This is a genomic window from Mucilaginibacter gilvus (assembly GCF_004054195.1).
Lineage (GTDB): Bacteria > Bacteroidota > Bacteroidia > Sphingobacteriales > Sphingobacteriaceae > Mucilaginibacter > Mucilaginibacter gilvus.
Map to the genome: position 1 here is coordinate 871,370 of NZ_SBIW01000003.1, position 14,536 is coordinate 885,905.

Annotated in this window: 14 protein-coding genes and 1 riboswitch; of the genes, 12 read left to right on the forward strand and 2 right to left on the reverse strand. The window is 46.4% G+C overall.

What is annotated here, in order from left to right; translation table 11 throughout:
* Nucleotides 1-89: 89 nt before the first annotated feature.
* The 6 genes from EPL05_RS09680 (at nt 90) to EPL05_RS09705 (ending at nt 8,549) form a co-directional block, all read left to right on the forward strand.
* Nucleotides 90-2,267, forward strand: a complete 2,178-nt coding sequence (locus EPL05_RS09680) for an alpha-glucuronidase family glycosyl hydrolase (protein WP_128533729.1) — start codon at nt 90-92, stop codon at nt 2,265-2,267.
* A gap of 48 nt (nt 2,268-2,315) precedes the next feature.
* Nucleotides 2,316-3,398, forward strand: coding sequence for a glycoside hydrolase family 43 protein (locus EPL05_RS09685; protein WP_166727676.1), 1,083 nt, complete (start codon nt 2,316-2,318; stop codon nt 3,396-3,398).
* Nucleotides 3,399-4,045: 647 nt separating this feature from the next.
* Nucleotides 4,046-4,241, forward strand: a riboswitch (cobalamin riboswitch).
* A gap of 100 nt (nt 4,242-4,341) precedes the next feature.
* Entirely contained in the window at nt 4,342-6,291 is a 1,950-nt protein-coding gene (locus EPL05_RS09690) for a TonB-dependent receptor plug domain-containing protein (RefSeq protein WP_166727677.1), read from the forward strand.
* Between the two features lie 50 nt (nt 6,292-6,341).
* Nucleotides 6,342-6,908: a DUF6580 family putative transport protein gene (locus tag EPL05_RS09695; RefSeq protein WP_128533732.1), complete on the forward strand. Its 567-nt coding sequence runs from the start codon at nt 6,342-6,344 to the stop codon at nt 6,906-6,908.
* A gap of 115 nt (nt 6,909-7,023) precedes the next feature.
* On the forward strand, nt 7,024-7,713 hold the full coding sequence (locus tag EPL05_RS09700) for a Sir2 family NAD-dependent protein deacetylase (protein ID WP_128533733.1): 690 nt from the start codon (nt 7,024-7,026) through the stop codon (nt 7,711-7,713).
* A 119-nt stretch (nt 7,714-7,832) separates the two neighbouring features.
* On the forward strand, nt 7,833-8,549 hold the full coding sequence (locus EPL05_RS09705; RefSeq protein WP_128533734.1) for a Dph6-related ATP pyrophosphatase: 717 nt from the start codon (nt 7,833-7,835) through the stop codon (nt 8,547-8,549).
* Between the two features lie 208 nt (nt 8,550-8,757).
* On the opposite strand, the gene EPL05_RS09710 is transcribed toward EPL05_RS09705, so the two are convergent.
* Nucleotides 8,758-9,006, reverse strand: coding sequence for a hypothetical protein (locus EPL05_RS09710; RefSeq protein ID WP_128533735.1), 249 nt, complete (start codon nt 9,004-9,006; stop codon nt 8,758-8,760).
* A gap of 87 nt (nt 9,007-9,093) precedes the next feature.
* Nucleotides 9,094-9,792 carry a DUF3291 domain-containing protein gene (locus EPL05_RS09715; RefSeq protein ID WP_128533736.1) on the reverse strand — a complete coding sequence of 233 codons (699 nt, stop codon included), beginning with the start codon at nt 9,790-9,792 and terminating at the stop codon, nt 9,094-9,096.
* Nucleotides 9,793-9,865: 73 nt separating this feature from the next.
* On the opposite strand from EPL05_RS09715, the gene EPL05_RS09720 reads away from it, so the two are divergent.
* From EPL05_RS09720 to EPL05_RS09745, 6 genes are all read left to right on the forward strand, one after another.
* Complete coding sequence (locus tag EPL05_RS09720) at nt 9,866-10,342, forward strand: GAF domain-containing protein (RefSeq protein WP_128533737.1); 477 nt, start codon at nt 9,866-9,868, stop codon at nt 10,340-10,342.
* A complete protein-coding gene (locus tag EPL05_RS09725; protein ID WP_128533738.1) occupies nt 10,342-10,998 on the forward strand; it encodes an alpha/beta hydrolase in 657 nt (218 codons plus the stop codon). The genes EPL05_RS09720 and EPL05_RS09725 overlap by 1 nt, the downstream gene beginning before the upstream one ends.
* Nucleotides 10,995-11,597: a DNA-3-methyladenine glycosylase gene (locus EPL05_RS09730; RefSeq protein WP_128533739.1), complete on the forward strand. Its 603-nt coding sequence runs from the start codon at nt 10,995-10,997 to the stop codon at nt 11,595-11,597. The genes EPL05_RS09725 and EPL05_RS09730 overlap by 4 nt, the downstream gene beginning before the upstream one ends.
* Before the next feature lie 39 nt (nt 11,598-11,636).
* Entirely contained in the window at nt 11,637-12,134 is a 498-nt protein-coding gene (locus EPL05_RS09735) for a pyridoxamine 5'-phosphate oxidase family protein (RefSeq protein WP_128533740.1), read from the forward strand.
* Nucleotides 12,135-12,385: 251 nt separating this feature from the next.
* Complete coding sequence (kynU, locus tag EPL05_RS09740; protein WP_128533741.1) at nt 12,386-13,672, forward strand: kynureninase; 1,287 nt, start codon at nt 12,386-12,388, stop codon at nt 13,670-13,672.
* 6 nt (nt 13,673-13,678) lie between these two features.
* Nucleotides 13,679-14,536 carry a bestrophin family protein gene (locus EPL05_RS09745; RefSeq protein WP_128533742.1) on the forward strand — a complete coding sequence of 286 codons (858 nt, stop codon included), beginning with the start codon at nt 13,679-13,681 and terminating at the stop codon, nt 14,534-14,536.

A 14,536-nucleotide genomic window follows, 5' to 3' on the forward strand; every position in this document is an offset into this window, starting at 1 on the left:
TATGCAATCGATTGTTTATCTCGTTTTTTTTATTCAGATTTGTTTTGTAGACTATAAACCCACTATAAGTTATTTCCTGAATTTGAACCATGAAGGCAATCATACCGTTGAAACGATTTGCATTTTTTTTAGGGCTCCTGGCTCTTTCGTGTAACGTTTATGCCGATAACGGTTATAAGCTTTGGCTTGGCTATCATGCGGTGGCGGATAAGAAGTTAGCCGCGCAATACGTGCAGCAGTTGCGGTATCTGAAATTTACAGCCGGTTCGCCAACCCTTAATGCGGCAAGGGAAGAGCTGCTCGTAGGTTTGGAAGGCATGCTTTCACTAAAACCCCAAGATATTGAAAAGCCGAATTATTCAACGCTGTTTGTAGGTGTTTCTTCATCTCTAAACCTTCCAAAAAATACCATCGCACAAAGCGAGATCCAGCAAACCGGGAAGGAGGGGTATCTTATTCGGTCGGTAACCATCAATAATAAAAAATGTATTGTTATTACGGCCCAAACCGATATCGGTATATTACATGGTGTTTTTGGATTCTTAAAATTACTGCAAACACAGCAGGCCATAGGTGTTTTAAACATACTGGAGTACCCGCGCATCATGTACCGGGTGCTTGATCATTGGGACAACCTTAACCGCACCGTGGAGCGGGGTTACGCCGGCTCATCCATTTGGAATTGGCATAAGCTACCCGGTTATATCGATCAGCGTTATATTGATTACGCCCGTGCCAGCGCATCCGTGGGCATCAATGGCTCGGTAGTGAATAATGTAAACGCCAACGCGCTGATGCTTACGCCGGAGTACCTGGAAAAAGTGAAAGCACTGGCGAACACCTTCCGGCCTTATGGTATAAAAGTATACCTCTCTGTTAAATTTAGCAGCCCCATCGACATAGGTGGTCTTAAAACCTCCGACCCATTGGACCCGCAGGTAATACAGTGGTGGAAGGATAAAGCGGATGAGATCTACCGCGGCATCCCCGATTTTGGCGGCTTTCTGGTGAAGGCCAATTCCGAAGGGCAGCCCGGTCCGCAAGCCTATAAACGCAGCCATGCCGACGGCGCCAACATGCTGGCGGATGCTTTAGCGCCCCACAATGGTATTGTAATGTGGCGGGCTTTTGTATACGACAACAATGTGCCGTATGACCGTGCGAAGCAGGCTTATAACGAGTTTAAACCGCTCGACGGGCAGTTTAAAAGCAATGTGATCGTCCAGGTGAAGAACGGGCCGATAGATTTTCAACCCCGGGAGCCTTTCCATCCACTATTTGGCGCCATGCCTAACACGCCGCTCATGATCGAATTTCAGCTGACGCAGGAGTACCTCGGTTTCTCTACAAACCTAGTTTACGAAGCACCTTTATTTAAAGAATGCCTGGAATCCGACACCTATGCCATGGGAAAAGGCTCCACAGTGGCAAATATTATCACGGGTAAGTTTAACCCTAAGCTCATCACCGGGATGGCGGGCGTCGCCAATATAGGTTCTGATGTTAACTGGTGCGGGCACCCTTTTGCCCAAGCCAATTGGTATGCGTTTGGCCGCCTGGCATGGAACCCTGCACAAAGTTCGGCTACAATTGCTGCCGATTGGGTGAAGATGACCTTTACCAATCAACCTGCTTTTGTTGCGCCGATGCAAAGCATTATGCTGCAATCGAGAGAGAATACGGTTAATTACATGACCCCGCTTGGCCTGCATCATATTATGGGCGTTAATACCCATTACGGCCCCGGCCCTTGGGTGGATAACGCGGGCCGCGCTGACTGGAATGCTACCTATTACCATAAGGCCGATTCGGCGGGCATAGGATTCAACCGCAGCAGCACGGGCAGCAACGCTGCTGCCCAATATCAGCCGCCGGTGAGGGATATGTTTGAAAATTTAACCACCTGCCCTGATGAATATTTATTGTGGTTCCATCATGTACGGTGGGATCATAAAATGCGGTCGGGAAAGACGCTTTGGGACGACATGGTACATCATTATTACATGGGTGCCGATTCTGTTAAACAAATGCAGCGCACCTGGGATAAAATGGCCGGCTATGTAGATAAGGAACAGTTTCAAACTGTTAAACAGCTGATGGCAGTTCAGTATGATGAAGCCATCAGTTGGAGAAATTCTTGCGTGCTGTATTTCCAAACCTTTGCCAACAGGCCCATCCCGGCAGGGTACCAAATGCCAGCGCATCCGCTAAGCTATTATAGGAACAGGAAATACCTGCAGGCACCCGGCATAGGCGGCAATCAATAAAATGAGTTAATTAACCAAGCATAAATTATAAACCACATGTATCCATTTATGAAAGCAAAGCCATTTTTAATGCTGCCATTTGCTGTATGCTCGTTGTTTGCCTGCAATTCGCCGGCACAGAAAGCAAATACCGCTAAAACCGACAGCACAACAGTTAAATACCTTACCAAGCCGCTCATCAGCAGTATTTACACCGCCGATCCTTCGGCACACGTATTTGAAGGGAAGATCTATATCTATCCGTCGCACGATATCGACGCGGGCATCCCCGAGAACGATAACGGCGACCATTTTGCCATGAAGGACTATCATATTTTATCGATGGACAGCATCGGCGGTAAGGTTACCGATCATGGTGTGGGTTTCGATATCAAAGACATCCCATGGGCGGGCCGGCAACTGTGGGCACCCGATGCCGCTTATAAAGATGGAACTTATTACCTGTATTTCCCGGTGAAGGACAAGCAGGATGTGTTTAAAATTGGCGTCGCTACTTCAAAACGCCCCGAAGGCCCTTTTAAAGCGCAGCCGCAACCTATAGCGGGTAGCTTTAGTATAGACCCGGCAGTATTTACCGATACAGATGGCAGCTCATATATGTATTTTGGCGGCATCTGGGGCGGGCAATTACAACGCTGGGATAAGGGCAAATACGATAGCAATGGCTCTAAAACCGACCTGCAGAAAGATGATGCCCCGGCCATTACCTGCAAGGTTGCCAAATTAAAGGGGAACATGCTGGAGTTTGACGGTGCCGTAAAAGATGTGGTGATACTGGATAGCCTGGGTAAACCCTTATTGGGGAAAGACCATAACCGCAGGTTTTTTGAAGGATCGTGGATGCACAAATACAACGGCAAGTATTACTTCACCTATTCTACCGGCGATACGCACCTGCTTACTTATGCTATAGGTGATAGCCCGCTTGGGCCCTTTACCTATAAAGGTGTATTTATGAAACCGGTACAAGGCTGGACCACCCACCATTCCATCATAGAAGTTAAAGGCAAATGGTACATATTTTACCACGATACGGAGATCTCGGGCAAAACACATTTAAGAAACGTGAAGGTGACCACGCTGGAACATAACGCCGATGGCAGTATAAAACTGATCGACCCATTTTTGTAACAAGGAAACTCCCCGGCAAGGGATTAAAAAAAATACCTCCATCAGATTGACAATAGCGACAGGATTCAACCCCGGTCGCTATTGTCATCTACTACGTTTGGTTGATGGGTTAAAATATTTGGTATCCTGCGGAAAGGTACACCAGGATGTGGAACCTTCTTTAGAGGGTTCTTCCGGCCCCCGCCACTCAAAGGTTGTTCCGTATGCACTGGAAGGCAATCCAGGGTTTTTGGCGTACCACTCGTTCATCCCCATTGGATCATCAAATCTAAAAAATACGCCGCCAATGCCTGTTACTCTTTCATATTTATCAGTTTTATTTTAAGCCGTAAGTTTACCGGAGCCGGTTAGCTCTATTTTTAAGGGTCAGCACGACTATTAACGATATTACAACCCCAACCGGCGCAATTTCTAAATAGGTGAACAGTGTTCTAAAAGTGAAGCTCGCATTGTATTGCGCCATCATAGACGATACATCGGCAACCTTTTTTTGTATTCCGCGGCGCTTGCCCCGCTTGCCTTTAATTCAGCTATTGCCTGGGCCTGGTATTTTCGCCATAATCCGGAACGAAATAATTAACGTCGATCAGCCAAATCACCACGTATTAAACTCATGGTATTTTATTTGTGGATGGTAAATGTTGTTGTACTTTTACGCCGCTTAAGGTTCCCGGCGTTAAAACCGGGATTAAAAGGGAATACAGTGAAAATCTGTAACTGTCCCGCAGCTGTAAGCTCTATCAACCGAGGCCCGATCTTAAAGTCACTGCCCGCTTTTGCGCGGATGGGAAGACAGGGCAAAGGGGAGCAAGTCAGAATACCTGCCTCAGCATACTATTATTCATAGCTTTCGGGGATTGAAGCTTGAATGTGAATGCTCTTCTTTGCAGTGTATTTCCATTCTGTTCATTTCTTGTATGCTGTGGGGTTTACTCACAACAACATGAAAAAAAATTACGTAATTGTTGCTGCAGGCCTGGGGCTTGCACAACTGGCGCTGCATAGTACTGCAGCCCGCGCCCAGGATACCACCCGGGTACTTAACGATGTGGTAGTCACGGCCACCCGCTCACCAAAAAAACTACGTGAAATAGGCCGGGTGGTTACCACCATTTCTGCACAGCAAATTGAACGCTCGCAGGGTAGAAGCCTGCCGCAACTGTTAAACACTATTCCGGGCATCACCTTTTCGGGTGCTCAAAATGCTCCGGGTATCGGTACGTCGGTTTTCCTGCGCGGCGCATCATCTGGCAACACTTTAATATTGATCGATGGTTTCCCGGCCAATAATGCGGCCTCCATTGACGGCAGTTACGACCTGAACGCTTTCCCTTTAGACCAGATAGACCATATCGAAATACTAAAAGGAAGCGGATCTACCTTATATGGATCGGATGCGGTTGCTGGTGTCATCAATATCATCACCAAACATGCGCAAGGGCAGGGGCTGAAAGGCAACCTACAGTTTGTAGGCGGCAGCTACGGTACATTTAAAGAATCGGCGGGTTTGAACGGCAGGCTGAATAAAACAGGCATCGCCCTCAATTTGTCAAACTCCGATTCTAAAGGTTTTGCTGCCGCTACGGATGCTTCGGGTACCGGCAACTTTAAAAAAGACGGTTTTCACCAGCGTTCGGCCAGTGTGAATGTAGACCAGGAGATCACCAACAAATTCGCGCTGAACGGTAACTTGCAGATCAGCCGCGACAATGGTAACCTGCCTTACGGTGCTTTTAAGGACGATCAGAATTACGATTACAAGCACACCTTTGTATTCGGTGGTATAGGTGCAAAAATTCAACTACCAAAAGGTTTGCTGAACTTTAACATAAGCCAAAACACAGTACACAATAACTTCATTAATCTGCCGCCTGATAACGGTGGAACCCACTCGGAAACTATAAATATTGGCCATATTACCAATGCCGAAGCCGTGCTGAATTACAGCTTGGGCAATTATTTTGATATCACCAGCGGCGCGGGGTATAAATACAGTTACACCAACCAGCATAGCCTATACGAAGTGCCGGATTATAACCCTGGCCCGAGTGATACCACGGCTCACAACGATATTGGCAGTGTTTATACGTCGTTGTTCTTTAAATCGGGTATCTTCCACATGGAATTGGGCGGTAGATACAATCACCACAGTGCCTTTGGCGATAAGTTTACCTATACGATCAATCCGTCGGTATTACTTGCCGATCAGTTTAAAATGTTCGGTACAATTGCTTCTGCTTTTAAAGCGCCATCCTTATACCAACTTTCATCAGAATATGGCAACAGTGCGTTAAAGCCGGAATACACCCGCAGTTACGAAGCCGGTTTTGATTGGGAAGTTATAAAAAACACCTTGTCATTCACTACATCGTTCTACAAACGCAATGCTAAGGATGTGATTTATTTCTACACACAGCCGATCTCTCCTTTCAAATCGTTCTACAAAAACGGCGCTTTGCAAAAGGACAAAGGCTTCGAAACCGAGTTGAAATACCATGATAAAAAACTGACTGCTTCGGCATGGTATGCTTATGTAACTGGTAAGCTAACCGATGCAAACGTATTGCAAATCAATAACCTATACCGCAGGCCAAAAAACACTTTCGGGGCTAATATATCGTACCAGGCCACTGCCGATCTTTCTTTCGGTGTAAATTACAAGCACACAGGCAACGCCACCGACCTAACTTACGACCCGAAGACTTTTGAACCGGTAGTGGTAGTTTTAAAGCAATACAACCTGGTAGATCTGCACCTGCAATACAGCGCCAACAAAGAGCTTAGCTTTTTTGGCGATGTATACAACGTGTTGGATACAAAATATGTTGACTGGTTAGGGTACAACACCCGCCGCGCCAACTTTATGCTGGGGGCAAATTACCGGTTTAAATAGTTTTCGTTTTTACAATGGATAATCAATAAATTTGCTTCATATATAAAATTATGTCACTACAAAAGATCAACACGCGGTTCGTTATACTCGTTTTAATGGTGCTGGGCGCTATTACTATGCGCATTATTAATACGCAGGTGCCTGCCTTAAGTAATTTTACACCCGTTGGTGCGGTTGCTTTATTTGGTGGCGTTTACTTTACCCGTAAATGGGAAGCTTTCGTGGTGCCTTTATTGGCACTTTTTATAAGCGACCTGGTTATTAACTACATTTATACTTCAACGGTGGTTTTTTTCGCCAGCTCTTTGTGGATGTACGGCTGTTTTATGCTGATGGTATTTGTTGGGACTTTGATCAAAAAGGTAAATATAGCTAACCTTGCTGCTGCATCTGTGGTATCGGTACTGATCCACTGGCTTGTTATGGATCTCCCCGTAGTGTACGGTATTGCCAGCACATGGGAGAACTACTTAATGCTGTTGGTAAAAGCCATTTATCCATTTGAAACCAATATGCTGATCGCGGATGCCATTTATGGTGCTATCCTTTTCGGAGGTTTCGAACTGGCAAAAAACAAATACACTGTTTTACAAAGCAAGAAACAACTGGCCCTTTAAGCCGGTTTATCCATATATTTTAAAAGCGGTTTTGTTTAGGCAGAACCGCTTTTGTTTTTAATTTATTCCCGTAGAGACGCGATACTTCGCGTCTGATAATATTTTAAAATTGCCAATGAAAAAGATCGTCATCCTTACTGGTGCCGGTATCAGTGCCGAGAGCGGCCTGAAAACCTTTCGCGACAGCGATGGGTTGTGGGAAGGCTACAACATCGAGGACGTAGCCATTCCCGAGGCCTGGGAGCGTAATCCGCAAATGGTTCAACAGTTTTACAATGAGCGCCGTAAATCGGTTTTAGAGGCCAGCCCTAACGTAGCCCATTTGGCGCTTGTCCGGTTGGAGGAAAAATACCACGTTACCATCATCACCCAAAATATCGACGACCTGCACGAACGCGCAGGTTCTACCAACGTAGTTCACCTGCACGGCATTATCACCCGCTCCCAATCCAGCGTAAACCCAAGGCTCACTTATCCTATAAATGGATGGGAAATTAAGATGGGCGAAAAATGCAAATTGGGCTCCCAATTGCGGGCACATGTGGTGTGGTTTGGCGAGGCTGTGCCCATGATAGAAACCGCGGCGCAAATTTGTGCCGATGCTGAAGTTTTTATTTTGATAGGCACCTCCCTTGCGGTATACCCGGCGGCAGGGCTTATCAACTACGTGCCGCGAGATGTAACGCGTTATATCATCGATCCCAATATTCCGGTATCATCCAGCCCAGGGGTAGTGGAGATGCCTTATAAGGCTACCATTGGCGTAACCATGCTGGTAGATGAACTGATGGGGGAAAATAGATAAAACCAAAGTCATAACAAAAGGTTCTACTCACTACTCACTACTCACTACTCACTACTCACTACTCACTACTCACTACTCACTACTCACTACTCACTACTCACTACTCACTACTCACCAAAATGACTCCCTGCATCTTCAACTGGAGCGGCGGTAAAGACAGCGCACTCGCCCTTTACCATTGCCTGCAAAACCCCGACCTTGATATCCGCTACCTGGTTACCACTATCAATGATGCTGCCGACAGGATCTCGATGCATGGTGTGCGTACCGAATTGCTGCTGCGGCAGGCAGAGGAGATAGGCTTACCCCTTTACCAGATCCGCCTGCCCGAAATGCCCGGCATGCAAGAATATGATGCGGCGATGCGCCGGCACCTCGCGCATTTTAAAAGCGAGGGAATAAGCCATTCTGTCTTCGGCGATATTTTTTTGGAGGACTTGAAAAACTACCGCGATGCCCGCCTTGCCGAGGTAGGGATGACCGGCATTTACCCGCTCTGGAAACGCGACACCCACGAATTGATCGGCGAGTTTTTGGGCTTGGGTTTTGGTACCGTTATCGCTTGCGTGCGGGAACGGCTGGAGAAATTTGTAGGCCGGGAAATGGGGGAAGAGCTTATCGCCGGTTTACCGGATGGGGTGGATGTTTGCGGCGAGAACGGCGAGTTTCATACCTTCACGTTTAAGGGCCCGATCTTCAAAAATGATATAAGATACAAAACAGGGGTGAAGGTGTTTAAGGAATACAAGGCCCCCAAAAATAACGACGATAATTGTGTTATCAATACCGATACGAAACCCGACGGTTTTTGGTATCAAGACCTGATGTTAGCTTAAACCTCCCATTTGTTTGGCATTTAAGGCCACCAAATTAAAATTTACGAGGATACATAAATTACATAACTATCAGTGTTTTATGTATTTTAATTAATAAATGAAATGATATAGAGGTTTTTTTTTTGTTGATAAACGAGCCATTTTGCCAAATATAATTCCGAAAATGAATTTTTAATAAATCAACTGCTTGTAATACAGTATATTGACGCTAATAGTTGTAGCGATAGAATGCATTCTTATAGTCCTTGCCCATTTCAGCAAACCGGGTGGAAACGGTCTTTAAAAACGCTTCGTCCAGTATTTCAAAAACGCTGTTCACGCCATCGGTCAGGTCCATTTCCGGAATCTTATAAGTCTGCTCCAGGGTGCCCTGTTCTATCTTTACTATAAATTTTTGGTTCATGCTGAGGATGGAGATCTTAAATTCCGGGTGGGGTAACTCTGCTATTATTCTCATGGTTTTTTGATTTCGAATGTCGAATTTTCAAATTCGAATTTATTTAAAGGTTTATTTTTTATTTTCCTAATTCCGAAATCCAACATCCTAATTCCGAAATTCATCCAAAGGGTTTCTCCCGTTCATCGTTCCGCTGCTTTCCAAAATGGTAAACCGGGCGAAAAGTTCTTCGCTGTACCATCCTTCGCTTCGCGTTTTTTTGATCACCTCGGCATGTTGTTTACTGCCGTAGGCAAAGGCCCGCATGTGCTCCATGCTTTCCCAAACCGAAAACGTTGCCTGCCGGTAAACGGGTGCTTCGCCTACCCCGATGGAGGTGATGTAGCCCGGGGCTGTGGCCATTAGTTCGGCCACTTCATCTACGTGGCTCCAAAAGTTTTTAAGTCGGCTCATTTTAATGGTTGCCCTGGTAAGCACGGCCATCGGGCCATCTGCTATCTTTAGGTCGGGTTTGCCAAAGGGTTCTTTGCCGTCCCATTTGCCATGGCTTTGCATGGGCTGGCAAAGTACTGTCCATTGCTCGCTGCCCAAAAGCTTCCACCATTTGCTCACGAAAGAGGTCTGATGGAACCGCTCGTAATCTTCCCTGCTTTCCCAAACGGCTAAGAGGCCCCATTGCTGCCAGTCGGGCTGCAGGTCGAAAGTGCCGTTGCGACCGCTGCCCAACAGTTTCCAAAAAGTGCAGCCCCGCTGCAGCCACATGGGTAGCCGATGTACTGCCATAGCCAGCAGGGCGAAAGGTACAAACGCTTTCCGGTAACGTATAATGGTGAGGCTGACGATCATCTACTGCGAAATAAAATATTAAATATGATATTCGGCTTATTTAGTTTTACACGTTCATACTTACTTTTGCACCATGGCAGAAGACCTTACAATAACCACATCGGCCGATAAAGCCGAACAATATATCTCGCTTATCCCCCAAATTGAAGCACTTCTTTTTGGCGAGCCCGACTTGGTGGCCAACCTTGCCAACGTGGCTGCCGCGCTTAAAGAACAATTCAAATGGTTTTGGGTAGGCTTTTATTTGGTGAAGAGTAACGAGTTGGTGCTCGGCCCGTTCCAGGGGCCGGTTGCCTGCACCAGGATAGGTTTGGGTAAAGGCGTTTGCGGCGCGGCATGGCAGCAGGGGCAAACTTTGGTGGTGCCCGATGTAGAAGAGTTTCCCGGGCATATTGCATGCAGTTCGTTATCCCGCTCAGAAATTGTACTGCCGTTGTTTCATGATGGCGAAGTAGTGGGGGTGCTGGATGTAGATAGTTCGGAACTTGCCGAATTTAATGAAGTGGATGCAAAGTATCTTGGCGAGATAGTAAAGCTCATTAAATTTTAATGACTAAGGTATTCCTGATACCCGGCCTGGGTGCTGATACCAGGCTGTACAAAAACATTGTTTTGCCCTCAGGATTTGAGCGCTTACCGGTAGATTGGGTAACACCTGGCGTCCTTGATATTTTAACTACTTACGGGCAAAAGCTTGTAAAGCACTACAATATACAGTCCGGCGATATCGTAATTGGAGATTCCCTTGGTGGTATGATCGCGGTTGAAATAGCCAAGCAGGTGAAGCTGCAAAAGGTGATCCTGATATCCAGTATTAAAACTGCCGACGAAGCTCCATGGTATTTTAAACTGTTTCAGAAAGTTCCGGTTTATAAACCTATCCCCGCAAGCATCATGACCAAGGTTGGCTTTATGGTGAAACCGATATTTGGCGATATGGCAGCCGGAGACCTTGCGATCTTTCAAAGTATGCTTGCAAACTCGTCGCCGGTGTTCTTGAAATGGGCCATGCACGCGGTGCTGTATTTCAACAATACGGAGTCAATCCCCAACCTGTTCCACATCATTGGCGATAAAGATCAGGTATTTCCCTGGAAAAAGATAAAAGATCCAACCGCTATAATCAAAGGTGGCACACATATTATGGTGTTTGACAGGGCCACTGAGATCAATAAATTATTGGCCGATATACTACAACAGCCATGAAATTACCAGAAGAATATTACCTCGGCAGCGATGTGGTAGCGCTGAGTCGGGATCTGATAGGCAAATACCTTTTTACCTGTATTGATGGTGAAACTACAGGTGGTTATATTGTTGAAACAGAAGCTTATAATGGCATCATTGATAAGGCATCCCACTCTTACGGCAACCGGATAACACCCCGCACAAAAACCATGTTCGAGCAGGGCGGTATCGCTTATGTCTACCTGTGCTACGGTATCCACGAGATGTTTAACATTGTAACTTCTGTTGGCGGGCAGCCACATGCCATACTTATCCGGGCCGTAGTCCCTACGGATGGGCTCGACATTATTATGCAGCGCCGCAATATGGAAACGCTGAAGCCAAACATCACCAAAGGCCCGGGTTCAGTAGCTAAAGCACTGGGTATCTCGCGCAAGATAAATGCCTTTAGTTTGCAGGGCGATACCATTTGGGTGGAAGACCGTGGGCTAAGTTTCCCGGATGCAGAAGTGGTTGCAGGGCCGCGAATTGGGGTGGACTATGCCGGGGAAGACGCGCTACTGCCATACCGATTTTATGTAAGGGGAAATATTTTTGTGAGCAAGCCCAACAAATAAGCCGCTGGTTTGTTATTGCACATCTAAACCCCTACAGCGATGAGCGAGCAATCAAAAACCGAAAGCCTGAAATACTTCCGCGATGAGATCAATGAAGTTAAAACAGCAATGCTGACTACCTACAACTCCGAAAGGGGTTTCAGCAGCCGGCCAATGGGTACCGCCGATGTGGATGCCGATGGTAACATCTGGTTTTTTACCAATGAAGACTCTGCCAAGGCCAGCGAAATATCAGTGGAAAACACCATCTCACTAACTTATTCCGACCCCAAGAACCATACCTATCTTAGTATCATCGGCGAAGCCGAACTGGTGGCCGACAGGGCTAAAATGAAAGCGCTTTGGAATCCTTTTGTACAAGCGTTTTTCCCCGATGGTGTAGAAGATCCTAAGCTTACCTTATTGAAGATAACCCCAACCGATGCCGAATATTGGGATAGCAATAGCAGCAGTATGGTAGTGCTTTTCAATGTGCTAAAAGCAGCTGTAACAGGTAAACGCTATGATGAAGGCGCTCATGGAACGATAGCGTTATAGAAAGGGTTATAATGTTCTGATATAGAGATGCAATATTTTGCGTCTCCCATAGGACAGGTAAACGATCTGCCTACACAATTTGCGTATTGGATTTGCAAGGGGAAGACGCAAAATATTGCGTCTCTACATTAAAAAAAGGTTTTCATATTAACTCGATATCTCCGTGTCTTTCTGCGAAACCTCTGCGTCCTCTGTGGTTAAATCGCTATAACAATTCTTAAAAATCAAACTCAATTTGTTAATATTGGCTGATGATCTACCAAAACACATGGGCGTTCGCCCAGGCGCACGATGAGCGGGACGAGCTGAATCAGTTTCGCGGAGAATTTCTTATCCCCAAACATCATGGCGAAGATGCCATATACCTTTGCGGTAATTCGTTGGGACTGCAGCCACGTTCGGCAAAACAATACATTCAACAACAACTAAACGCCTGGGAAGACAATGCCGTGGAAGGCTGGTTTATGGGTAACGACCCATGGCTGAGCTATCATAAGCAGCTTATCCCTACACTGGCTGATATTTTAGGTGCAAAGCATGCCGAGGTCACCATCATGAATTCACTTACAGTGAATGTTCATCTTTTGATGGTAAGTTTCTATAAACCAAGCAATAAACGTTATAAGATACTGATGGAAGCAGGCGCTTTCCCCTCGGATCAGTACGCGGTGGAGAGCCAGGTAAAATTTCATGGCTTTGAACAGGCCGACGCGGTAATTGAAGTAAAACCCCGCGATGGCGAAGTAACCTTGCGCACCGAAGATATCCTGCAGCAGATAAAAGATAATGCCGATGAACTAGCCCTGGTGATGTTCAGCGGGATAAATTATTACACCGGGCAATTCTTTGATTTGGAAGCTATTGCCAAAGCGGCCCATGAAGCGGGGGCCTATGCCGGGTTCGACCTGGCACATGCTGCCGGTAATGTACCCGTAAAACTGCATGACTGGAATGCCGATTTTGCCTGCTGGTGCTCGTATAAATACATGAACTCGGGTCCTGGCGGCATTAGTGGTGCCTTTGTGCACGAGAAGCATTTTAACGATACCACGCTTGATCGCTTTGCAGGCTGGTGGGGCTACCGACATGATAAACGCTTTCTGATGGCACCGGGCTTTCAGCCGGAGGTGGGCGCAGAGGGCTGGAACGTGAGCACAGCGCCCGTTTTACTACTCACGCTGCACAAGGCATCGCTGGATATTTTTGAACGAGCAGGCGGGCTAAAAAAGCTTCGTGCTAAAAGCGAGCAGCTTACCGCATACTTTGAATTTTTAATAAACGGTATCAATCAAAAAGTTGGCGACGATGTATACCGCATTATTACGCCGGGTAATGCCGCTGAGCGGGGCTGCCAGCTTTCGGTGGTTTGTAAAAATAATGCCCGGGCCATATTCAATTACCTGGCAGATAATGGTGTTATAGGCGATTGGCGCGAGCCGGACGTGATCCGCCTGAGCGCTGTGCCGCTTTACAATACCTTTGCCGATGTTTACAAAGCCTCAGAATGCCTTTTTAAAGCGCTCACAGCTGTTAAATAATCCAAAATGATATACTATAACCCCAGGCAGTGGTTCTCGCTTATATTCCGTTTTAACAAGGCTGATACGCTGCGCGAGCTTTTCCCGCTGATGACCTGTGTGAGTATTTACGCGGGTGTTGTTACGTTTTTCCTCATCGATTTTTTTCAGATCCCCGAAACCACTATCCTCAAAAAGGTGATCTATGTGCATCAAACCATTGGGTTTGTGTTTTCGTTATTGCTGGCCTTCCGCATCAATTCCGCGTATGACCGGTGGTGGGAGGGGCGCAAGATCTGGGGCAGCCTTACCAATAGCAGCCGTAATCTGGCTATTAAACTCAGGCATCTGGTCAACGAAAAAGAGTTTGCGTTCTTTAGCTATACCATCCCGCTGTACGCACGCAGCCTGCGAAACCACCTGCGCGATACCTATTCGGGTGAACAGCAAAACTTTTTTGCCATAGATCCGCATAAGCATGTGCCCAATCAGGTGGCTTCGGAAATTATCAAGCAGATCTACCGCTTAAACAGGGAGGGACAGATAAACCCGGAGCAATTGGTTAGCATAATCGCCGAAATTACTTCATTTACAGATGTTTGTGGTGCCTGTGAGCGCATCAAAAAAATACCGATTCCGTTTTCTTACAGCGTGTTTATCAAAAAATTTATCTTCACCTACATTATGACTTTGCCCTTTGCCTGGGCTTTCGACCTCAAGTATTTCATCATGCCCGTGATCGGGTTTATCCTTTTCGTATTCGCCAGTATCGAGCTGATAGCAGAAGAAATTGAAGACCCGTTTGGTTACGATGCCAACGATCTGCCGGTAGATAATATCTGCGAGAACATCGAGAAACACGTCGGAGAGATATTTTCCGCGTAA

What these genes read in the sequence shown, in the direction of transcription:
- EPL05_RS09680 (WP_128533729.1), top strand. Translation starts at nt 90, where the DNA reads ATGAAGGCAATCATACCGTTGAAACGATTTGCATTTTTTTTAGGGCTC.
- EPL05_RS09685 (WP_166727676.1), top strand. Translation starts at nt 2,316, where the DNA reads ATGAAAGCAAAGCCATTTTTAATGCTGCCATTTGCTGTATGCTCGTTG.
- EPL05_RS09690 (WP_166727677.1), top strand. Translation starts at nt 4,342, where the DNA reads ATGAAAAAAAATTACGTAATTGTTGCTGCAGGCCTGGGGCTTGCACAA.
- EPL05_RS09695 (WP_128533732.1), top strand. Translation starts at nt 6,342, where the DNA reads ATGTCACTACAAAAGATCAACACGCGGTTCGTTATACTCGTTTTAATG.
- EPL05_RS09700 (WP_128533733.1), top strand. Translation starts at nt 7,024, where the DNA reads ATGAAAAAGATCGTCATCCTTACTGGTGCCGGTATCAGTGCCGAGAGC.
- EPL05_RS09705 (WP_128533734.1), top strand. Translation starts at nt 7,833, where the DNA reads ATGACTCCCTGCATCTTCAACTGGAGCGGCGGTAAAGACAGCGCACTC.
- EPL05_RS09710 (WP_128533735.1), bottom strand. Translation starts at nt 9,006, where the DNA reads ATGAGAATAATAGCAGAGTTACCCCACCCGGAATTTAAGATCTCCATC.
- EPL05_RS09715 (WP_128533736.1), bottom strand. Translation starts at nt 9,792, where the DNA reads ATGATCGTCAGCCTCACCATTATACGTTACCGGAAAGCGTTTGTACCT.
- EPL05_RS09720 (WP_128533737.1), top strand. Translation starts at nt 9,866, where the DNA reads ATGGCAGAAGACCTTACAATAACCACATCGGCCGATAAAGCCGAACAA.
- EPL05_RS09725 (WP_128533738.1), top strand. Translation starts at nt 10,342, where the DNA reads ATGACTAAGGTATTCCTGATACCCGGCCTGGGTGCTGATACCAGGCTG.
- EPL05_RS09730 (WP_128533739.1), top strand. Translation starts at nt 10,995, where the DNA reads ATGAAATTACCAGAAGAATATTACCTCGGCAGCGATGTGGTAGCGCTG.
- EPL05_RS09735 (WP_128533740.1), top strand. Translation starts at nt 11,637, where the DNA reads ATGAGCGAGCAATCAAAAACCGAAAGCCTGAAATACTTCCGCGATGAG.
- kynU (WP_128533741.1), top strand. Translation starts at nt 12,386, where the DNA reads ATGATCTACCAAAACACATGGGCGTTCGCCCAGGCGCACGATGAGCGG.
- EPL05_RS09745 (WP_128533742.1), top strand. Translation starts at nt 13,679, where the DNA reads ATGATATACTATAACCCCAGGCAGTGGTTCTCGCTTATATTCCGTTTT.